We start from the raw sequence: 21,107 nt of genomic DNA on the forward strand, positions 1-21,107 counted from the left end.
CCGCACAGGCTAACAAGCTCACCGGAGCAGAGCAACCGCCATGCGTCCGTTCATGTCGCCCGGAAGGCGCAGAAACAGTGCGCTTCGAATCTGTTTTTTCCCCGGTGAAACCGTTAATCTGAAAAAAGTCGATAGAGGCGAGGTCACCAGCCATGCAGATTCCTTATCCACTCACCCTCTCTGTCGCTCATCCCTCTTGTTTGCGCCTGCGCCATCCGCTGCTCGCCCCTCTCCTTGCGCTCTCACTGCTCCCCGCCAGCGCGGCGCAGAGTGCGGTGATCATCACCGGCGAACTGCCCCCCTACTCCTCTGCGGAGCTGGCCAACGGCGGCGAGCTGGCAAGCAAGGTGCTCACCATTCTCAAAGAGGCTGGCCACCCGGATCTGCAGATCTCCTATCAGCCCTGGCCACGCGGGCTTAAAAACATCGAGCTGGGCAACGCCATCGCGGCATTCCCCTTTACCTGGACCAACGAGCGCAGCAACAACCTGCTGTTCAGCACCCCCATCGCCTTCGATATCCAGTCCTGGTACACCACACCCGACAAGAAGGGGTTGGAATCCCCGCCCTGGCAGCAAAAAACCGCCTGCGTGCCCAAGGGGTGGTTCTCCGACGCCATCGAGCGGGTCATCAACGATCAGGGGCTGATCGTCAGAACCACCAACCGCCTCAACCAGTGCGTCGAGCTGCTGAAAAAGGGCAAAGTCGATCTGGTGCCCATCAACGACACCTCGAAAAAGAACCTATCCGAAGAGGACAGCGCCGCCCTCTACCGCCTCTCGCTGTTTCGCCAGAACGTCACCTTCTATCTGGTCACCTCCCGCAACGAAGAGGGAGAGATGTTTATCCGCGACTTCAACAAAGAGTGGATGACACCGGCCAACTGAGGAGTGTGAGAGCAATCAATGCCATATGACCGGAGCCAGCCGGCAGCTGGAGGTCACCCGCAAGAGATGAAAAAGGCCCGCACCAGTTGGTGCGGGCCTTTGCTTGGCCTACTGCGCACTTGAACAGCGTGCAGTACGCAACGGGTTGTCGGCTTACTTGCTGCCGGTACCGGAGTTGCGGGTAGACGCTTGTGGCTTGCGACGGGCGGTGGTGGCGCGAGCGCGCGGCTCTTTGCCCTGCATCTCTTTGTGACGCTGCACGGCGCGACGGATCTGGGCGGCCTGCTTGTGACGGCTGGTTTTGCCATCTTGCTGCAGATCGACCTTGGATTCGGTCTCCGGCGGCAGGTTGACCAGACCGCGCAGGTAGTTCACTTCCGGCAGTTTCAGCTCTTGCCAGCCGCCGCGCGGGATGCCGCGGTCCAGCTTGACGTCACCGTAGCGGATCCGCATCAGGCGGCTCACCTGCACTTCCTGGGATTCCCACAGGCGGCGCACTTCACGGTTGCGGCCTTCAGTCAGGGTGACGTTGAACCACTGGTTCAGACCCTCACCGCCAGCCGGTTTGATCTTGTTGAACTTGGCGGTGCCATCTTCCAGCTGCACGCCCTTGCGCAGACGCTGCAGCATGGCTTCGGTGATCTCGCCAAAGACACGCACCGCATATTCCCGCTCCACTTCGTGGCTCGGGTGCATCAGACGGTTGGCCAGCTCACCGTCGGTGGTGAACAGCAGCAGACCGGAGGTGTTGACGTCGAGGCGGCCGACCGCGATCCAGCGGGCACCTTCCATCTTGGGCAGACGATCAAACACGGTGGGACGACCTTCCGGATCGTGACGGGTACACATCTCCCCTTCCGGCTTGTGGTAAGCCAGTACGCGGCAGATCACTTCCTCTGCGGCACGGGTCTTGACCTGGTGACCATCCACCCGGATCACGGCGTTCACTTCGACGCGATCCCCCAGTGTGGCGACCTTGCCATCCACACTGACCCGACCTGCGGTGATCAGGGCCTCCATCTCACGACGGGAGCCGTGACCCGCGCGGGCCAACACTTTTTGCAGTTTTTCACTCATCGGGGTTACCTGATTGTTGATCGCTGCCCACTGGTGAAAGGGGCAACGGGGTTAACTGTAACAAACGCCGGTTGGAGCGTTTGCCACAGTTGAAAAATGTATATCTCGGTGAAATCGGCACGCTTGGGCGCCATTCACCGGGCATCGCTCTCCCCGTCCACCGCAGAGGGCAACAGGGGTTGCAGCTCCGGATCCAGCTCGGGGAGCTGCTCCAGACTCTGCAGATTAAAGTAATCCAGAAACTCTCTGGTGGTGGCGAGCAGTTCGGGGCGACCGGCCACCTCTTTGTGGCCGATGCTGCGCACCCAGCCACGCTCTTTCAGGGTATTCACTATCTGGCTCGACACCGCCACCCCGCGGATCGCTTCGATCTCGGCCCGGGTGATGGGTTGGCGATAGGCGATCAGGGTCAGTGTCTCCATCACGGCGCGGGAATAACGCGGCGCCCGCTCGCTCCAGAGCCGCGAGAGCTCTTCGGCATACTCCTGACGCGCCTGAAAGCGCCAGCCGGAGGCGACCTCTTTGAGCTCGACGCCCCGCGAGCTGTAATCTTGCCTGATCTCGGCCAACAGCAGCTGAACATAGCGACTGGTCACCGGATAATCCGCCAGCACGCTGCTTTTCAGTTCGCTGACATTGAGCGGGCGACCGGCCACAAACAGCGCCGCTTCGATCAGGGTCTTGAGTCGTTCAGTGGGCAGCGCCACGGTTGCCCTCCTCGCTCTGCTCGGCCAATGCGAAATGAATTGGTCCCAGCGGTTCTGCCTGCAGGATCCAGATCAGTTGCTCCTTGCACAGCTCCAGCAGGGCCAGAAACGTCACCAGTACCCCCATGCGCCCCTCTTCGGCGCGCAGTACCTGCTCAAGGCGCAGGGTCTGGCCCAGCGTGAGCATGGCGAGGATCTCCGCCATGCGCACCCGGGTCGGGATCTGTTCGCGGCGGATCTGGTGATGTTCGAAATGAGTCGCGCGTTTTACCACACTTTGCATGTAAAGGGCGAGCTCAACCAGCAAAACATCGGGCGCCAGTGGCTTGAGGGCGCCAAAATCGGGGGGCAAGGCGGCTGCGATATAAATCTCTCGCTCCACCCGTGGCAGCTCATTGACCCGCTCCGCACCGACCTTGTAACGCTCGTACTCCTGCAGGCGGCGGATCAGGGTCACCCGCGGGTCTTCCCCCTCCTCTTCGTCCTCCAGCTCCGGTGCCTTGGGCAGCAGCAGACGGGATTTTATCTCGGCCAGCCAGGCCGCCATCAACAGATACTCAGCCGCCAGCTCAAGGTTGAGCCCCTGCATCAGCTCCACGTACTCCATGTACTGGGCAGTGATCTGCAGGATTGGCAGGTTGAGGATATCGAGCTGCTGACGCCGGATAAGGTAGAGCAGCAGATCGAGCGGCCCCTCGAAGGTATCGAGGAACACCTCCAGCGCATCGGGCGGGATGAACAAGTCCTGGGGCAGCTCGTGATAGGGCTGCCCCAGGACTTTCGCGATGGGTAGTGCGGTGCCTGTCCCCGTCTCGGCAGCGGGGACTGTCACCGGTTCAGCGACATCACTCAAACGGGGTTGGATCTCCGGCGCCGCGACGACGCAATACCGGCTCGTCGTCAGAGAAATCGACCACAGTGGTGGGCTGCTCGCCCAGATAACCACCATTGACCACCAGATCGATCTGCTTGCCCAGCTTGTCGAAGATCTCTTCCGGGTCGAACTCGGCCATCTCGGAGTCCGGCAGAATCAATGTGGTGGAGAGCAGCGGCTCGCCGAGGGCTTCCAGCAGTGCCTGGGCAATCTTGTTGTCCGGCACCCGAATGCCAATGCTCTTCTTCTTCTCGTTCATCAGGCGGCGCGGCACCTCTTTGGTCGCCTTGAAGATGAAGGTGTAGGCGCCCGGGGTGTTGTTCTTGATCAGGCGAAACGCGCTGTTGTCGACCTTGGCGTAGGTGGAGATCTCGGAGAGATCGCGGCACACCAGAGTGAAGTCGTGGTTGGCATCAAGGCGACGGATGCGGCAGATGCGCTCCAGCGCCCCTTTGTCCCCCATCTGGCAACCCAGCGCATAACCGGAGTCGGTCGGATAGACGATGACGCCGCCGTTCTGGATGATCTGTACCGCCTGACCGATCAGACGGGCCTGGGGGTTTTCAGGATGTACGTAAAAATGCTGACTCATAGCTTGTTCTCGCAATGGGGGCAGCAATACCTGCCCGCTCGTATGGTCACGGGTCAAAGACCCATGACACTACCTTAACCTGTTTGTGGCCGCTTCGCTGGCGCCGTTACCGACTCGCCAGAAGCTCTGCATGCTGTTCAGTGGTGAGCCCGAAGTGACCGGGATAGGCAAGCCAGACGGGCATCCCCTCTTTGGGCAGCCAAAGGTGGCGGCCCAGCTCGGTCCAGTTGGAGGGGAAGTGAAAATCCGATCCCACCGAGATATAGAGGTCGTGATCCTTGGCCCACTGGCCCAGATTGGCCCGCTCCTGCGGGCTCTGCTGGGGCAGCGAGACCTCCATGGCATCGCCACCAGCCGCCTTGAAGGCCACCAGCAGCCGCTTGATCCACTTGGCGGTGAGATCGTAACGGCTGGGGTGGGCCAGCACCGCCAGCCCACCGGCGGCGTGAATGGCCGCGATGGCTTCACTCATCTCGGGCCACTCGGCCGGGACATACCCTTTATTGCCACGGCTCAGGTACTTTTTGAATACCTTCTGCATGTTGTCGGCCACCCCGCGTGCCACCAGCACCCGGGCAAAGTGGGCGCGGGTCACGGCAGCATCACCGGCAAGCTGTTTGGCCTCTTCATAGGTGCCGGGAATGAGGCACTTCTCCAGACGACGCCCGATTTCCAGCGCGCGCGCCTCACGGCGAGCCAGCTGACCAGCCAGAAAGTCGGTCAGCTGCGGATTTTTTTCATCAACCCCCAGCGCCACGATATGGATCTCGTGGTGCTCCCAGCCGGTGGAGATCTCGACCCCGCTCACCAGTCGCAGCGGCAGTTGCTCTGCTTCGATGGTACGGCGCACCTCATCAAGCCCGGCAAGGGTATCGTGGTCAGTAACTGCTAACACCTCGACCTGTTTTTCGGCCGCGCGGCGCACCAGTTCGGCGGGGCTCAGCACCCCGTCGGAGGCAGTGGTATGGCAGTGAAGATCGAATCTCATCAGGTTATTCCGCTCTCGTGGTCAGGTCACCATTCATGGCAAATCGGTGAAAGAAGGCTAAAAAGCGACTTGACTTGGCCGCGGCTTTATCGTTTTCTGTAGGCACTTCATTGCAAACATCTTTTTACAGGACTTTATCATGCAAACGACTTCCATCCTGACCATCTGGTGGTGGCACACTCCCTGACATGCGGGCGTGTGGTCGTTGCTGTACCTGTAATCTGACAGCAAATTAAGAACCCAAAGAAAAAGCCCGCTGACCCCAGCGGGCTTTTTTATTATCCGGCAAATGGACCTGTGATGAAACCGAGAATTCAGACAAGCAAGCTGACCTGGCGATGGCGCTCCCTGAACCAGCCACCCCGGACCAATTAACTTTTCAAGGAATTCAACGTCATGAACATCGGTAACACGCATCACACGCAAGGGAACGCACTATGACAGCCACACATCGCCTTCCTCTGGGTGAATTCGATACCCTCAAGCTCAACGCCCCCTATGTGGCCGATCCGCTGGCGCTCTATACCCGCCTCTGTCAGGGTCGCCCCAACAACCTGCTGCTGGAATCGGTGGAGATCGACTCCAAGGCAGGTAAACAGAGCCTGCTGCTGGTGGATGCTTGCCTGCGCATCGAGTGCCGTGGTCGCACCGTGCGGGTTCGCAGCCTCAATGACAACGGCGCCCAGTTGCAAAGCCTGCTGACCGAGCGGCTGCCTGAGGTGGTGGCTCGCTCGCTGGTCGATGCCGAGCTGCAACTCGACTTCCCGGCCTCCGATCGGGAGCAGGACGAAGATTCCCGCCTCAAGGGGAGCAGCGTGCTGGACGTGCTGCGCACCCTGCAACGGGAGCTCGATTGCCAGCTCGGCAAAGAAGCGCTCTTTATGGCGGGCAGCTTTGCCTACGACCTGATCGCCTCTTTTGAAGATCTGCCCGAAGTGCCACAGGGGAGCAACGACTGCCCCGACTACTGCTTCTATGTGGCCGAAACCCTGATCACCATCGACCATATCGAACGCACCACTCAACTGCTGGCCTGCATCTTTGGCGGCGACAGCGACGAAAGCCAGGTTGAAGACAGATACACCCGCCTGACCGAGCGACTCACCGACTTCAAACAGATTTGCCAGCAACCCCTCTGCGCCGAGCTAACCACCCAGCCCCTGACCGGTGGCATGAGCGTGGACAAGAGCGACAAGCAGTTCTGTGCCGAGGTGGAGAAGCTCAAGGGCTTTATCCGCCGTGGCGACATCTTCCAGGTGGTGCCGTCCCGCTGCTTCTCCCTGCCCTGCCCGAGCCCCCTGGCCGCCTATCGCCGCCTCAAGCAGACCAATCCCAGCCCCTACATGTTCTACGTGCAGGATGAGGGCTTCACCCTGTTTGGCGCCTCGCCGGAGAGCGCGGTGAAATTCTGCGCCGCCAGCCGCGACGTGGAGATGTACCCCATCGCCGGTACCCGCCGCCGCGGCTTCAACCCGGATGGCAGCATCAACCGGGATCTCGATGGCCGCATCGAGCTGGAGCTGCGTCAGGACGAAAAAGAGGTGGCCGAGCACCTGATGCTGGTAGATCTGGGTCGCAACGACATCGCCCGCATCTCGGAGCCGGGTACCCGCTACGTCAAGGAGCTGCTGAAAGTGGATCGCTACAGCCACGTGATGCACCTGGTCTCCAAGGTGGTGGGCACCTTGCGCTCTGACCTTGACGCCCTGCACGCCTATCAGGCCTGCATGAACATGGGCACCCTCACCGGCGCCCCCAAGATCCGCGCCAGCGAGCTTATTCGCATGGTGGAAGGCAAGCGCCGCGGCAGCTACGGCGGCGCGGTCGGCTACATCAACGGTGCCGGCGAGATGGATACCTGCATCGTCATCCGCTCGGCTTTCGTGAAAGATGGCGTGGCCCATGTACAGGCTGGTGCTGGGGTGGTCTATGACTCCAAGCCCCAGGCCGAAGCGGATGAAACCCGCGCCAAGGCGGCCGCCGTGCTGGCCGCCATCGCCGCCAGCCATGGCACCTCACTGCAAGCCCTGAGCGCCCAGCAGGAGCAACATAAGGACGTGAGCCATGACTAACATTTTCCTGCTCGACAACTTCGATTCGTTTACCTACAACCTGGTCGATCAGTTCCGCTCCCTCGGCTATCCGGTGCGGATCTACCGCAACAGCCTGCCAGCGAGCCGCATCATGAGCGAGATCGCCGCCTGCGAAGGGGATGCGGTGCTGGTGCTCTCCCCGGGGCCGGGCGCCCCCCATGAAGCGGGTTGCCTCATTGACCTCATCAAGCTGGCCCGTGGTCAGGTGCCCATCCTCGGCATCTGTCTCGGCCATCAGGCCCTGTGCGAAGCCTACGGCGGCACCGTCGGCGCGGCGGGCGAAATTGTCCACGGCAAGCGTTCGCTGATTGAGCACAACGGCCACGGCGCCTTCGCCGGTCTGCCGAGCCCGCTGCCAGTGGCCCGCTACCACTCGCTGGTCGCCACCTATGTACCGGAAGAGCTGACGGTGATTGCCCACTATCAGGGCATGCCCATGGCCATTGAGCAGCAGGATGAGCGGGTACTGGGCTTCCAGTTCCACCCGGAATCCATCATGACCTCGGAAGGGGCCCGTCTGCTGACTCAGGCGCTTGCCCACATCACCCGTCCAGAAAGCAGCGTGCGTTAAGGTAAGGAGACCAACATGCATCAACATCTCAACACCCTCTATCAGGGTCAGTCTCTGAGCCGTGAAAATACCCGCGACGCCTTCGGCCAGGTGGTTCGTGGCGAAGTGGATCCCATAGTTCTCGCCAGTCTCCTGACCGCTCTCAAGATCAAGGGGGAGACCCCGGAGGAGATCGCCGGCGCCGCCGAGGCCCTCTTGGCAGAAGCGCGCGACTTCCCGCGTCCGGATTATGAGTTTTGCGACATCGTCGGCACCGGTGGCGATGGCCTCAACACCATCAACGTCTCCACCACTTCGGCGCTGGTCGCCGCCGCCTGCGGCCTGAAAGTGGCCAAGCATGGCAACCGCTCGGTCTCGAGCAAGTCGGGTTCGAGCGATCTGCTCGACAAAATGGGCATCAAGCTTGACATGAGCCCGGCGCAGGCGCGCCGCTGCCTCGATGAGCTCGGCATCTGCTTCCTGTTCGCCCCCCAGTACCACGCCGGGGTGCGCCATGCCATGCCGGTGCGTCAGGCCCTCAAAACCCGCACCCTGTTCAATGTGCTGGGGCCGCTTATCAACCCGGCTCGCCCCACCTATCAGCTGATGGGAGTCTATGCCCCCGAGCTGGTGCGCCCCATCGCAGAAACCCTGCTGGCACTGGGGCTGAAAACCGGTATGGTGGTGCACGGTGCCGGGCTGGATGAGATTGCCATTCACGGCCCGACCCAGGTGGCCCAGATCCGTGACGGCGAGATCCGCGAATTTATGATCACCCCGGCTGACTTTGGCCTCGAGACCTATCCGGTCAGCGCCATTCAGGGCGGTGAGCCTGAAGAGAACCGCGCCATCACCGCCGCCATCCTGGAAGGGCGTGGCACCCCGGCCCACAACGCCGCCATTGCCGCCAATGTGGCGCCACTGCTGCTGATGGCGGGCAAGGCGAAAGATCTCAAGAGCGCGGCGGCCGAGGTACTAGCGGTGCTGGCGAGCGGCAAGGCAGCGGATCTGGCTGCTCGGCTCGCCACTTTGAGCCATCAGGAAGCGGGCCATCAGGAGGCATGATGTCAGCCACCACGTTGCACAGCAGTCATTCAGAACGCCCACAGGACAAGAGCCAGTTTCGCAAGGATAACGAGATGTCAGACCTTATTGCCCCCCATGCTTTTCTGAACATGGCCTCCATCAGCCAGACCATTCTCGGCAAGATCGTGGCGGCCAAGCAGGAGTGGGTCGCCGCCCGCAAGCAGGCCCAGCCGCTGGAGAGCTTCCAGAGCGCACTGACCCCCAGCGATCGGGATTTCGTAGGCGCCCTGAAGGCGGGCTCCACCCGCTTTATTCTGGAGTGCAAGAAGGCCTCCCCCTCCAAAGGGTTGATCCGCGACGATTTCAGCCCGGAGGCGATCGCCGACATCTATGGCAAATACGCCACCGCCATCTCGGTGCTGACTGACGAAAAGTTCTTTCAGGGGGATTTTGCCTTTTTGCCGCGGGTGCGCAGCCGCGTCAGCCAGCCGGTGCTCTGCAAGGATTTCATGATTGACCCCTATCAGGTCTATCTGGCCCGCCACTATCAGGCGGACGCCATCCTCTTGATGCTCTCGGTGCTCACCGACGAGGGGTATCGCGCCCTGTTCGCGGTGGCCAAGGAGCTGGGCCTTGGCGTGCTCACCGAGGTGAGCAACGAGGAGGAGCTGACCCGCGCCATCGCGCTGGGCGCGCCGGTGATTGGCATCAACAACCGGGATCTGCGGGATTTGAGCGTCGATCTGAACCGTACCAAACAGCTGGCTAAAGATATTCCAAGCGATCGGGTGGTGATCAGCGAGTCCGGCATCAATCACCGCGCTCAGGTGGCGGATCTGCGCCACCACGCCAAGGGCTTTCTGGTGGGCTCGTCATTGATGGCCGAGCCGGATCTGGAAGCCGCAGTGCGCAAGCTCACTCTGGGCCAGAACAAGGTGTGCGGCCTGACCCGCGCCGAGGATGCCGCCGCCGCCCATCAGGCGGGCGCGGTGTTCGGGGGTCTTATCTTTGTGGCGAAAAGCCCGCGCTATGTGGACATCCCCGCCGCCCGCGCCGTGATGGCGGGCGCACCGCTCTCCTACGTCGGGGTATTTCGCAACGCCCAGCCCGCTACCATCGCCAAGACGGTGGATGCGCTGGGACTCGCCGCGGTGCAGCTGCACGGAGATGAGGATGCCGCCTATATCGAGACCCTGCGCCCACTGCTGCCGACTAGCTGCCAGATCTGGAAAGCAGTTGGAGTCACAAGTGGCGAACCGCTTCCTGCCCTCGACTATCCGGCCGATCGCCTGCTGCTGGATACGAAAGTCGGCAGCCAGAGCGGCGGTACCGGTCAGGCGTTCGACTGGACCCTGCTGGCCACGCTCGATAAAGCCAAGCTGATGCTGGCGGGCGGCCTTAATCCCGACAACGCCCTGCAGGCGGCGCAAGTCGGCTGCCTCGGCCTTGATTTCAACTCCGGGGTGGAGAGTGCCCCGGGCCAGAAGGATGCGCACAAGATAGCAGCCGCCTTCGACGCACTGCGCAACCTGTAACGCAACCCTTTTTGATGTTTCGATTTAGCTAATACAAGGAAGAAGCCATGACCCTGCTCAACCCGTTTTTCGGCGAATTTGGCGGTATGTATGTACCCCAAATCCTTATCCCGGCCCTGCTCCAGCTGGAGAAAGCCTTTGTCGATGCCAAGGATGATCCGGCCTTTATCGCCGAGTTTCAGTCCCTGCTGACCGAGTATGCCGGTCGCCCGACCCCGCTCACCCTGACTCGCAATCTGACCAAAGGCACCAAGACCCGCCTCTATCTGAAGCGTGAAGATCTGCTGCACGGCGGCGCCCACAAGACCAACCAGGTGCTGGGTCAGGCGTTGCTGGCCAAGCGGATGGGCAAGAGCGAGATCATCGCCGAGACCGGTGCTGGCCAGCACGGCGTGGCCACTGCGCTGGCCTGTGCCCTGCTCGGCCTCAAGTGCCGGGTCTATATGGGTGCCAAGGATTGCGAGCGCCAGAAACCGAACGTATTTCGCATGAAGCTGATGGGCGCCACCGTCATTCCGGTGCACTCCGGCTCCAGCACCCTGAAAGATGCCTGCAACGAGGCGCTGCGCGACTGGGCTGCCAACTACGAGTCGGCCCACTACCTGCTCGGTACCGCCGCCGGCCCGCACCCCTTCCCCACCATCGTGCGGGAGTTCCAGAAGATGATCGGCGAAGAGGCCAAAGCCCAGTGTTTCGAGAAGGAGGAGCGGCTGCCCGATGCGGTGATCGCTTGCGTCGGCGGCGGGTCGAACGCCATCGGCATGTTTGCCGACTTTATCGATGAGCCGTCGGTGCGCCTTATCGGCGTCGAGCCAGGTGGTCACGGCATCGAGAGTGGCGAGCACGGTGCGCCGCTCGGTCACGGCAGCAAGGGGGTCTTCTTTGGCATGCACTCCTACCTGATGCAGGACAATCAGGGCCAGATTCAGGAGTCCTACTCCGTCTCGGCGGGGCTGGATTTCCCCTCCGTCGGCCCGCAGCACGCCCATCTGGCCGCCATCGGCCGCGCCGAGTACCCCTCGGTGACCGACAAGGAGGCGCTGGACGCCTTCCAGGAGCTGGCCAAATCCGAAGGCATTATCCCGGCGCTGGAGTCCTCCCACGCGCTGGCCCACGCCCTCAAGATGGCCCGCAGTGAACCGGAAAAAGAGCAGGTGCTCATCGTCAACCTCTCCGGCCGTGGCGACAAAGATATCTTCACCGTGGCAGACATTTTTGAAAAAGAAGGAACCTTGTCATGAACCGTTACGCACAACTCTTCTCCCGTCTGGACGCGGCCAATCAGGGCGCCTTTGTGCCGTTCGTGATGCTGGGTGACCCCACCCCCGAATTGTCACTGGCCATCGTCGATGCGCTGGTCGAAGGGGGCGCCGATGCCCTCGAACTCGGCATTCCCTTCTCCGATCCGGTGGCTGACGGCCCCACCATTCAGGGGGCCGCACTGCGGGCCTTTGCCAGCCATACAACCCCGGACGACTGCTTCGAGCTGCTCGGCCGCATCCGCGCCAAGTACCCGCAACTGCCCATTGGCCTGCTGGTCTACGCCAACCTGGTCTATGTGCGCAAGATTGATGGCTTCTACGAGAAGTGCCAGCAGGCGGGCGTGGATTCGGTGCTGGTCGCCGACGTGCCGGTGCAGATGTGCGCCCCCTACAAGGCGGCCGCCGACAAGTTCGGCATCGACAGCATCTTTATCGCCCCGCCCAATGGCGACGCCGAGACCCTGAAACAGGTGGCAGAGCTCGGCAATGGTTACACCTATCTGGTGAGCCGCGCTGGCGTCACCGGTGCCGAGACCAAGGCCGGCATGCCGGTAGAGGGGCTGATCAATACCCTGCGCGAGTTCAACGCCCCCCCCGCCCTGCTCGGCTTTGGCATCAGCGAACCGGCTCAGGTGCGTGAGGCCATCGCCGCTGGCGCCGCCGGTGCCATCTCCGGCTCCGCCGTGGTGAAGATCATCGAGACCCACCACCAAAACCCGGAACATATGCTCACTCGTTTGAAAGAGTTTGTGGAAGGGATGAAGGCCGCGACCCTGCGCTAAGCGTTCAGTCAAACGCCCACCCCCATGACAAGCAAGGGAGCCCAAGCGGGCTCCCTTTTGTTATCCACCATCCCTGGTTAGTGCCACCCTTGTAGGTCTGATTAGCGAAGCGTAATCAGACGCTCGCGGAATGGATGCTGATGCTATGGCGCGGCTTCGCCGCATGGGCCACGAGGGCGCTGCCCTCGACAGGGTTTCGCCCGCCCTTCGGGCGTGGGCGAGTGACTTTGGAAAGACCCGCTCTCTTTAACAAATAACACCAAAGGTCTTCTCCCCCGCTTATTCGCCCGACTGACGTCGGGGACCTTCGGCTCATCCTCTTGTCCAACTGCACACGCCGATGGACAAGAGGATGAGCCTCAACGAACAAGAGGGGGATCAAAACTGTGCCAACCCGCAGCCCCGTCTAACAGCAGATATGCTCCCTCTCCCCTTGGGAGAGGGCTGGGGTGAGGGGATTGTGTATACCCAGCCAAACAAGATGCTCACTCAGCCCATGCCTTAATAACTAATTTATTGATCCAACACTGATTCCCGCCAAAACCAGCTTCTCAACGCACCACCCTCCCCCTTAAGATACCCGAATGACAATCAACCTCTCGAAAGAACACCATGACAGCGATTGTTGCCATCTCGCAGGTTACAAGCAGCAAACTGGGGGCTGAAACTCAGGGGCGGTAGCGTGGTTTTTGTAGGTTGACGCAGCGTGTAGCAAAACCCAACAGGCGAGCATTATTACGCCAACCAGCGCGGGATAAATATGGATGTGGCAGATCAGTAAAACAGATTTACAAATATATTTCGCGGTAAACGTTGGGCTTCACTTCGTTCAGCACCAACCTACGATTTTTAGCCCAACATACGAGATGATAAGTTATTTCGACCATCTAGTTAATGTCATGTGTAAAGGGGGTATCCGATTTGGCATCAAAAATTACACCTCGACTAATAGAATTGACATATGAGGCAGTTCTTAAGTCCTATTGGCGTCGGAATGCCTTGAAAAAATTTTTGCTTGCATCACACGTCAAAGAGAGTTTTTTAGCTGCGTGGTCAAACGATGAATCTAAGCGTGATTTGCTTGACCAGCTTTTCCTGAAATTGCAAGCAACAGATACTGGCAAAGTAGTAATTTTTGAAATGGCAAGAAGCCTATCAGAACAAGCGACATTCCCGGATCTGAGAAACTGGGAAGATTCTGCTAAAAAAATCCAAGAAGCACATAAAGCTGTCCAAGAGCTTAAGGCGTATCTCAGACAACAAGATGAAGAAATAAAAAGTGAAAAAGCTAGAAAAGAAGCACAAGAGCGAGCTCGGGAGCAAAACAAAGTAATCCAACGCTCACGAACGGATAAAGCAAAACTACAGCAACAGCTTGATGCAATGCACCCCAAGGTCGGTACCCAAGAAGGGGGTTACGAATTTGAAGAGTGGTTCTACAAGCTTCTTGATTTCTGTGAAATAATAAATAGAAAGCCTTATAAAAGTGGTGGGAGACAAATCGATGGGTCGATGACCCTTGAAGGCACTACATATCTTGTTGAATTAAAGTTTACAAAAGATCAGTCTGGCGCACCGGATATTGACTCATTAAAGGCGAAGGTTCATAAAATGGCCGACAACACCATGGGGATAATGGTGTCAATCTCTGGCTATAGCAGTACAGCAGTTACGGATGCTTCGGGTAGTAAAACACCACTGCTAATAATGGATGCTAGTCATTTGTATATGTTTTTATCTGGTGCAATGGAGTTCGGGGAAATCGTATCGAGAGTGAGGCGTCATGCCTCACAAACAGGTGAAGCATACTTGCCAATCAATAAGTTCAATGGATAAAATTTGCGTAAAAATAGGCTCCAACTGTCACCCAATATATTAGATCACTTTTTGGATTAGCTGAGCTAAAGTACTAAACCTCTAGGGAGTTAAGTCATGCATCTTCTGGCACAGATAGCAGAGGAAATAAATAAAAAAGCTTATGCATACGAAGTTGGTAATTTACAAAGTATCCGTAAAAAAATTGGTGGCCTGTCTCGAATACCATCGAGCCAACTTTTCGATCAAAGGACTGTATTTGAAGAATGGGGCTGGCACTATGGTGGTAGAAAGGAACTACAGTTTAACATTGACATTGAAGGAGATTATCTTCGGTATGGCGTAGCTTTCTCACTTGAGTGCAGCCAGTCCCTACCCAGAATAGATATTTTAAGACCAAAAATATTGCTATTTAATGAGTATTTATCTGAATATGGAGAACACTTCTCTGACTTAAGAATGTGGCACTACAAAATCCATAGAAGTGAAGATTATATGCCCTCACCAATCCCGGAAGAGCTAGCTCAAGAGGGAGTTTTTATATTTCTAGGAGGAAAGCAAAACAAACACAGTATAAACTACTCTCTTATCCTCGAAACATTAGACCGACTATTGCCACTTTACCTTTTCACTGAAAAGGCAGAACATAAGATTTACAATAAATCTAATAAATTTGGATTTAATTTCAAAACGGGTTGTTCAATAAAGGCTTCTTCTACGTCAGGCTCTGTAGCAGAAAAGAAACTAAACATACTATTGCGACATAATGATCTTCAGTACAAACTATATACTGAACTCTCTGAAGCATATGGAGAGGATAATGTTGGCACAGAAATAAAAATTAATGGTTTAAGCATTGATCTAGTTGTGAAAAATGATGATGAATACTGGTTCTATGAAATAAAAACTTCATCCACAGCTAAGGCATGCATACGACAATCTTTAGGTCAAATAATGGAGTATTCATATTGGCCAGGTCATCAGCAGGCAAAAAAATTAGTTATTGTTGGTGAGGCAATGGCAACCGAGGAGGAAACAAAATATCTTGATTTTTTGCGCAAAAAATTTCACATACCAATTGAATACCGAACAATTAATACCTAACAATTAATACCTATCTCCCCATCCCCACACCCGCCACCCCATCAACACCAGCATCAATACAACCCCCGGCAGCCAGACCCAGTAGAGCTCGGAGAGGATCACCGCTTCGCCTCGGGCAGTGAGATAGGCCTCCAGCTTGAAGGGGGCAACCCGGATCACCTGCCAGGGGGCGAAGAAGCGCTCGTCACGCCACGGCCAGAGCCAGCCAACCCCCTTGCCGCCGGTGGTGAGGGAATCGAGCAGGCTGTGGGAAAGTAGCGAGACCAGCAAAAATGACCAGATGGTGACGGCGCTGGCCCGAAATTGGCGGTGAAACAGCATGGCAAGGGTGGGCAGGGCAAAGGCAAACAGCAGTGAGTGGGTAAAGCCGCGATGGCCAAAAACATGGCCATAAGCGACCCCCAACTTGAAAGCGAGCACATCGGCATCGGGCAGCATGGCGATGGCAACCCCCGCCAGCAGCAGGCGGGGCGGAATAATCCGGCTGCCAAGCCCCAGTCCAAGGCATAGAGGGACGGCGGCGTGAGTGACTATGGTGGGCATAGAATAAAGCTCCAACTGAAAACGTGAGCCTACCCTACCCCCGCTCGGTGAAGTGAAGGTGAAGTGCACCCACTGTATTGGCTCGCTGTTAGATAAACGCAGCTCCAATCAGCGTTGGCGCGTTAACTTGAAATGTTCATTTAACTGCGGCTGACATGCAGAACGGGATCGTGATAAGTAGTCTCTTCGATTCACATCACAGGGATAGTGGCAGCGATGAATTTTTCAAAAAGCATCAGGCTGATTGCGAGCGTTATCAGCCTTTGGTTAATGACAGGGTGCATGGCAGAGGCCGCCTCTGCGCAGCCGCAGCAAGAGCAATACGCGCTGATCTATAACGGGCCGGTTTCTGATGGGGATAGCACCAGAGCGATTGCGGATGTGGTCAAGCAGGTGGGCTTGCCAGTCAGGTATCTCTCCAATATCGAGGCGCTGCCTGCAGAGCTCGATAATGCCAGGGTGTTTATCGTTGGCGGCACAGAGGACGATGTTGAGCCGCTCCTCAACGCCTTCACCGCGGACGCTCGTTCGGCGTTAAAAACCTATTTGCAGAATGGTGGCCGCTACCTCGGGATCTGTGGGGGTGCCTTTGTGGCATCCACCGGCTGGTCTGAAGAAGAGGGCTTTGTGCCGGCGCTGGGCCTTGTTCCTGCGACATCCGATGATTATGACGGCGACTTTAGCGCCAGGATCTTCCCGATCACCTGGCTTGGTGAAAAGCGCCAGATGTATTACCAGGCCGGTCCGCAGTTTACGCCGGTGCCAAGCCCAGAGCAGGTCAAGGTTATCGCCCATTTTCAAAACCATCATATTGCTGCGCTGATCAGCTCATATGGCAAAGGCAAGGTGGCCGTTTCCGGGCCACACCCCGAAGCCCCCGAATTGTGGAAAGCGAATGCGGTGGGCGGCGACAAGATGGAGTCGAATATTCATTTAGCCGTTGGACTCGTCAACGAGTTGCTCTCCGAAGAGCCCGTCACCCATTCGAAGTAGTCGCGTCCCTACGCCCCTGGGTTTGCTCCCATTGCTCGGCCCGGAAGCCAGGCCATCCAATCGGCAGCAATCCATAAAAAAACCACCGACCTGCAAAGGTCGGTGGTTTTTTTTATCGGTGGTAGATAACGGGTAGCCGATACGAAGCGTTCGCTACCTCAACTTTCGCCCGGGAACGAGCACTACTCCTCTTGCTCCTCCGGTTGTCTCTCCTCACCCCGTATCTGTAGCAGCTCCTCGACCCTGGCTTGCCACTTGTCGTGGGCCTGTTTGCGCTCCTGCTGCATAAATGCTTCTCGCATGGTGTCGATTTTCTGGTCAAGTGTTTCCATCAGAGTGTCTCCTTGTGTGACCGCGTAAAGACTGGCTGACGGCGCGTTGGCCAACCTGCTCCCCTAATCTGACACCGCTAATGCCGTTACTGCCCAATCAAATAATCGATTGGAAGTGCGAAAACCAATCTAAAAATGCTTTTTCGTGTTTGTTTCACCATGCCAGCGCAAGGGAAACAGGCCGCTCAGAGCGGGATGATCCGGCGCGCGGCCAACACGTTGTTGAGTCTGGTCGCCCCTCTTTTCAGGGGAATGAGGCGCCGTTGCCCCATCCGTCCAGTGCGGGGTACCGGCATGTTGCTGTGCCCATGATCACACAGTCACAACTCTCGCCCTCCGCTCACCGCACCCCCGCTTTTTATCATCTAGAGTTACCGGGCAGTCCAAAGCTGCTGATTTATATACATTCGCCGCCAAGAGGGATCTTTTTTCATGACCGAGCATATCGATCTGCTACCTATCAACACGGATGATGAGCAGGACGCAGGCAACCGTTACCTCTACTACACCGAAGGGGATCTGGCCCGCATTCTTGCCAATCTGGAACAGCTGCGCCACGCGGTGTTTCCGGCCGCCATCGGAGAGAGCGAAACGGGCGCCGCCGTGCCCCACAGCTTTCCGTCCGTCTGCCTGGTGGGGCTGGGACGCTGCGGCTCCAACATCGCGCAGGATGTGGCCTCGCTGGTCTACAACGCCCGCAGCTTTTATCTCAATGAGTTCAACAGTGAAGAGCAACGCAAGCGGGAGAAAGAGTTTGGCCCGGTGAGCTGGATCCGGCGCAATCTGCGACTGCCAAACAACGGGGCCAGACCGGTCTTTCTGATCGAGCCCATGGTGATGCTGGGGGATCTGGACAAGGACATCGATGGCCGCATCCGCCACTCCAATCGCAGCGGCGAAGGTGGCTCCTTGCGTGACTACGCCAAGATGCGGGTGATGGACTTGTCGGAGATCCACGCGGGTGGCGCGGGTAACGCCCCCATCCTTGGCCAGTATCTGGCCAAGATCATCCTCAACAAGAGCCCCCACTACTTCGCCAACTCCGAGTGGCAGGCCATTCATACCTATCTGGTGGACTCCTGCGGCATCAAGGCCAACCAGTCCCGTCTCTATTTCTACATCTTCAGTGCCGGGGGAGGCACCGGCTCCGGCATGGCCTCCGAGTTCGGGCTGGCCCAGCAGTACTCCTACATGAGCAAGACCTTTTCACCCCCGTCAGAAGAGGAGGAACACCTCTCCCTCGGGGAGCACTTCATGTTCGATCCCATCTTCACCAGCGGCATCTGCATCCTGCCCAATATCTGTGATCGGGGTATCGAGATCTCGGAAGCGCTGCACATCAACGCGGGGCGTTTGCTGTGCAAGTATCTGGCCGAGGAGTGGGACTTCTCCTATCACTTCGACAACGAGCAGGCGTGCGATGCCAGCATGCTCAAGCGGATCAGACCCTGGAATGCCATGATGCTGATCTCCAACGACATCATGCGCTACGCCGAAGAGAGCGACGATGGCGAGATCCAGCATGTTGATGTCAACACCATGGAGAAGTACGCCAACCAGTACATCTCCCAGCAGATCTTCAACATTCTTACCGCCCAGGCCGTCACCACCGACTACGACGAGAACTACTTTCGCCGGGCGGGCATCGATATCAGCGAGACCATTCGGCTCGATGCCAACGACCTCTTTATGAGTCTGGCGGGGCCGGTGGCGGTGGCGTATGCCGAGTCCATCTCGCCCCCCGGCGGCCTGTTTGACAAGGAGGACGGGCTCAATGTGGACGATCTCTTCACCCGTTCCATCGAGCTGCCCCACTTCAACAAGATGACCCAGGCCATCGAGGGGATCAGTCTGCTGCCCATCGAGGCGGGCAACTATCGGGAGTATCTGGACGACTATGTGAAAAGTGGCCATGACCCGGCCCACCTCAACGAGCTGCACTTCTTCAAGAACTGCTCCTCTGTGGTGTCGATCATCTCCCTGCCCAAGGAGTACAAGCTCTCCTATATGGATCTCAACCGGCTCAAGTCTCACCTCAACGGGCTCTTCCCCAATACCACCCTCAAGCGCTATGCGCTGGTCATCGGGGCGTCGGCCAACATCTCCCTCACCACCCTGATCGTCAAGAGCCCCTGCCTGAGCGATGACTTCCTGACCCTGATCGTGGCCTTTATCAAGCGCTGCTTTGCCAAGGATCACTATCGCTTCGATGAGCATCTGGACAAGGCGGTGATTGAGATGATCTGCAATGAGGAGTGGAACGATACACTGCTCGACAGCATGCTCAACGAGTTCGAGAACCCGGCCAAGATCCTCGATACCAACTGGTACGCCATCAAGCCCATGTATGAGAAGAAATATCGGGAGCTTATCCGCGAGAAGGAGAAGTTCGTCTCCATCAACGATATTCGCCTCAGCCGCGAATCGGTGAAAAAGGCGCTGCTCTATCTGCGGGAGATCTATCGCCACCGGGTCAGCAAGACCCGGATCCTCTCCCTCAACCCACGGCTGGGGGAAGCGAACGCTCGCTAGCACCCTGCCCATAAAGTAAAGCGCCCGCCCCAGATGGGGCGGGCGCTTTTTTACTGGCGCAACCTCGTTTTATCTCATCAGAGGGAGACAAAGATCCCGGCCAGGGTGGCGCTCATCAGGTTGGCGAGGGTCGCCGCCAACACTGCCTTGAAGCCCATATTGGCCACATCGTGACGGCGCTCCGGCGCCATGGTGCCGATGGAGCCCAGCTGCACCGCAATGGAGCCCAGGTTGGCAAAACCGCACAGCGCAAAGGTGATGATGATCTGGGTGTGGGCGCTCAGATCCGCCTTGATATTGGCAAAATCCAGATAGGCGACGAACTCGTTCATGATCACCTTCTGACCAATCAGGGATCCTGCCGCCATCATCTCGCTGGCGGGCACGCCAATCAGCCAGGCCACCGGTGCAAACAGATAACCCAGCAACTGCTGCAGGGAGAGATCAGCCCAGCCGAACCACTCGCCGACGGTGGTGAGACCGGCGTTGATCATGGTGATGACGCTGACAAAGGCGAGCAGGATAGTACCGATGGCTACGGCGATCTTCATGCCGCCCATGGCGCCGCCCGCCAGCGCGTCGATGGCGTTGCTGTAGTCGCTCTTGTCGAGGGTGATCTCGGTCTGATCGCTCACCTGCTGCTGCTCCGGTACCAGCAGTTTGGCCATCAGCAGGCCACCGGGCGCCGCCATAAAGGAGGCGGCAATGAGGTATTTCAGATCCACACCCAGACCGGCGTAACCGCCCAGCACCGAGCCCGCCACCGAGGCCATGCCGCAGGTCATGACCGCAAAGAGTTCGGAGCGGGTCATACCGGCGAGGAAGGGACGAATAAGCAGCGGCGACTCCCCTTGCGACAGGAAGATGTTGCCGGTGGCCACCAGGGATTCGGCGCGGCTGGTGCCGAGCAGGCGGTGAATGGCGCCGCCCAATACCCGGATCACCCACTGCATGATGCCGAAGTGGTAGAGCACGGCGATCAGCGCGCTGATAAAGATCACCAGCGGCAGCACCCGCACGGCAAAGATAAAGCCGTTGCTGGCGAGATCGCCAAACACGAAACGGATGCCGCTGTCGGCAAAGCCGAGCAGGGCGGAGACGCCATTGCTCATGGCACCGAGCATGATTTGTCCGGGGGGGAAATAGAGCACCAGCGCAGCAAAACCGGTTTGCAGGGCGAGCGCACCCAGCACGGTTCGCCAGCGGATGGCTCGGCGGTTTTCACTGGCCAGCCAGGCGATAAACATCAGGGCCAGCATACCGACCAGACTCAATAACAGTGTCATCTTGCACCTATGAAGAGAGGAGTTTCATATGGCAAGTCTGCAGACAGGCGTCGCGGAAGATCCGGCGGGAGAGGTGCCGACCCACGCGACACGCAGACCACAAACCTACAGGTTAGTGGCGGGTCCCAT

The 21,107-nt window shown here is 58.2% G+C and carries 19 protein-coding genes; 11 read left to right on the forward strand and 8 right to left on the reverse strand.

The annotated features are described in order from the left end of the window. The first annotated feature begins 152 nt into the window (after positions 1 to 152). Positions 153 to 887, forward strand: coding sequence for a substrate-binding periplasmic protein (locus ACTG2W_RS06660; protein ID WP_159163172.1), 735 nt, complete (start codon positions 153 to 155; stop codon positions 885 to 887). Positions 888 to 1,040: 153 nt separating this feature from the next. On the opposite strand, the gene rluB is transcribed toward ACTG2W_RS06660, so the two are convergent. The 5 genes from rluB to rnm form a co-directional block, all read right to left on the reverse strand. Further along, a complete protein-coding gene (gene rluB, locus ACTG2W_RS06665; RefSeq protein WP_005347347.1) occupies positions 1,041 to 1,964 on the reverse strand; it encodes a 23S rRNA pseudouridine(2605) synthase RluB in 924 nt (307 codons plus the stop codon). 134 nt (positions 1,965 to 2,098) lie between these two features. Further along, complete coding sequence (gene scpB, locus ACTG2W_RS06670) at positions 2,099 to 2,671, reverse strand: SMC-Scp complex subunit ScpB (protein WP_005350230.1); 573 nt, start codon at positions 2,669 to 2,671, stop codon at positions 2,099 to 2,101. Next, positions 2,655 to 3,524 carry a segregation and condensation protein A gene (locus tag ACTG2W_RS06675; protein ID WP_159163171.1) on the reverse strand — a complete coding sequence of 290 codons (870 nt, stop codon included), beginning with the start codon at positions 3,522 to 3,524 and terminating at the stop codon, positions 2,655 to 2,657. Before ACTG2W_RS06675 ends, scpB begins: the two co-directional genes overlap by 17 nt. Next, the gene (locus ACTG2W_RS06680; RefSeq protein ID WP_005338129.1) at positions 3,517 to 4,137 is read right to left on the reverse strand and encodes an L-threonylcarbamoyladenylate synthase; all 621 of its coding nucleotides are present in this window, start codon (positions 4,135 to 4,137) and stop codon (positions 3,517 to 3,519) included. The genes ACTG2W_RS06675 and ACTG2W_RS06680 overlap by 8 nt, the downstream gene beginning before the upstream one ends. A 106-nt stretch (positions 4,138 to 4,243) precedes the next feature. Beyond that, entirely contained in the window at positions 4,244 to 5,125 is an 882-nt protein-coding gene (gene rnm / locus ACTG2W_RS06685; protein ID WP_440016125.1) for an RNase RNM, read from the reverse strand. A 437-nt stretch (positions 5,126 to 5,562) separates the two neighbouring features. Between rnm and ACTG2W_RS06690 the strand changes: the two genes are divergently transcribed. From ACTG2W_RS06690 to ACTG2W_RS06725, 8 genes are all read left to right on the forward strand, one after another. Continuing rightward, positions 5,563 to 7,197 carry an anthranilate synthase component 1 gene (locus ACTG2W_RS06690; RefSeq protein WP_128836185.1) on the forward strand — a complete coding sequence of 545 codons (1,635 nt, stop codon included), beginning with the start codon at positions 5,563 to 5,565 and terminating at the stop codon, positions 7,195 to 7,197. Continuing rightward, the gene (locus tag ACTG2W_RS06695) at positions 7,190 to 7,789 is read left to right on the forward strand and encodes an aminodeoxychorismate/anthranilate synthase component II (protein ID WP_005359135.1); all 600 of its coding nucleotides are present in this window, start codon (positions 7,190 to 7,192) and stop codon (positions 7,787 to 7,789) included. Before ACTG2W_RS06690 ends, ACTG2W_RS06695 begins: the two co-directional genes overlap by 8 nt. A gap of 15 nt (positions 7,790 to 7,804) precedes the next feature. Continuing rightward, positions 7,805 to 8,833 (forward strand): anthranilate phosphoribosyltransferase, encoded by a 1,029-nt coding sequence (trpD, locus tag ACTG2W_RS06700; RefSeq protein ID WP_440016126.1) that lies wholly within the window; start codon positions 7,805 to 7,807, stop codon positions 8,831 to 8,833. After that, positions 8,833 to 10,329, forward strand: coding sequence for a bifunctional indole-3-glycerol-phosphate synthase TrpC/phosphoribosylanthranilate isomerase TrpF (gene trpCF, locus ACTG2W_RS06705; protein WP_440016127.1), 1,497 nt, complete (start codon positions 8,833 to 8,835; stop codon positions 10,327 to 10,329). The genes trpD and trpCF overlap by 1 nt, the downstream gene beginning before the upstream one ends. A gap of 47 nt (positions 10,330 to 10,376) precedes the next feature. Beyond that, positions 10,377 to 11,570 (forward strand): tryptophan synthase subunit beta, encoded by a 1,194-nt coding sequence (gene trpB / locus ACTG2W_RS06710; protein WP_005347359.1) that lies wholly within the window; start codon positions 10,377 to 10,379, stop codon positions 11,568 to 11,570. Then, positions 11,567 to 12,373 (forward strand): tryptophan synthase subunit alpha, encoded by an 807-nt coding sequence (trpA, locus tag ACTG2W_RS06715; RefSeq protein WP_075115669.1) that lies wholly within the window; start codon positions 11,567 to 11,569, stop codon positions 12,371 to 12,373. The genes trpB and trpA overlap by 4 nt, the downstream gene beginning before the upstream one ends. A gap of 999 nt (positions 12,374 to 13,372) precedes the next feature. Further along, complete coding sequence (locus ACTG2W_RS06720; protein ID WP_219899334.1) at positions 13,373 to 14,209, forward strand: restriction endonuclease; 837 nt, start codon at positions 13,373 to 13,375, stop codon at positions 14,207 to 14,209. 96 nt (positions 14,210 to 14,305) lie between these two features. Further along, positions 14,306 to 15,292, forward strand: coding sequence for a hypothetical protein (locus tag ACTG2W_RS06725; protein WP_146142104.1), 987 nt, complete (start codon positions 14,306 to 14,308; stop codon positions 15,290 to 15,292). 3 nt (positions 15,293 to 15,295) lie between these two features. Here the strand turns inward: ACTG2W_RS06725 and ACTG2W_RS06730 are convergent, their stop codons facing one another. Continuing rightward, positions 15,296 to 15,835 carry a metal-dependent hydrolase gene (locus tag ACTG2W_RS06730; RefSeq protein ID WP_106842502.1) on the reverse strand — a complete coding sequence of 180 codons (540 nt, stop codon included), beginning with the start codon at positions 15,833 to 15,835 and terminating at the stop codon, positions 15,296 to 15,298. 216 nt (positions 15,836 to 16,051) lie between these two features. Between ACTG2W_RS06730 and ACTG2W_RS06735 the strand changes: the two genes are divergently transcribed. Then, entirely contained in the window at positions 16,052 to 16,828 is a 777-nt protein-coding gene (locus tag ACTG2W_RS06735; RefSeq protein WP_440016128.1) for a BPL-N domain-containing protein, read from the forward strand. Between the two features lie 182 nt (positions 16,829 to 17,010). Here ACTG2W_RS06735 and ACTG2W_RS06740 read toward each other — a convergent pair whose 3' ends face one another. Then, positions 17,011 to 17,160 carry a hypothetical protein gene (locus tag ACTG2W_RS06740; protein ID WP_005338159.1) on the reverse strand — a complete coding sequence of 50 codons (150 nt, stop codon included), beginning with the start codon at positions 17,158 to 17,160 and terminating at the stop codon, positions 17,011 to 17,013. A 432-nt stretch (positions 17,161 to 17,592) separates the two neighbouring features. On the opposite strand from ACTG2W_RS06740, the gene ACTG2W_RS06745 reads away from it, so the two are divergent. Beyond that, entirely contained in the window at positions 17,593 to 19,692 is a 2,100-nt protein-coding gene (locus ACTG2W_RS06745) for a hypothetical protein (RefSeq protein ID WP_440016129.1), read from the forward strand. A gap of 77 nt (positions 19,693 to 19,769) precedes the next feature. On the opposite strand, the gene ACTG2W_RS06750 is transcribed toward ACTG2W_RS06745, so the two are convergent. Beyond that, positions 19,770 to 20,978, reverse strand: coding sequence for a NupC/NupG family nucleoside CNT transporter (locus tag ACTG2W_RS06750; protein ID WP_021230483.1), 1,209 nt, complete (start codon positions 20,976 to 20,978; stop codon positions 19,770 to 19,772). Positions 20,979 to 21,107 lie beyond the last annotated feature (129 nt).

Source organism: Aeromonas sp. 96A, from assembly GCF_051919165.1.
GTDB lineage: Bacteria > Pseudomonadota > Gammaproteobacteria > Enterobacterales > Aeromonadaceae > Aeromonas > Aeromonas veronii.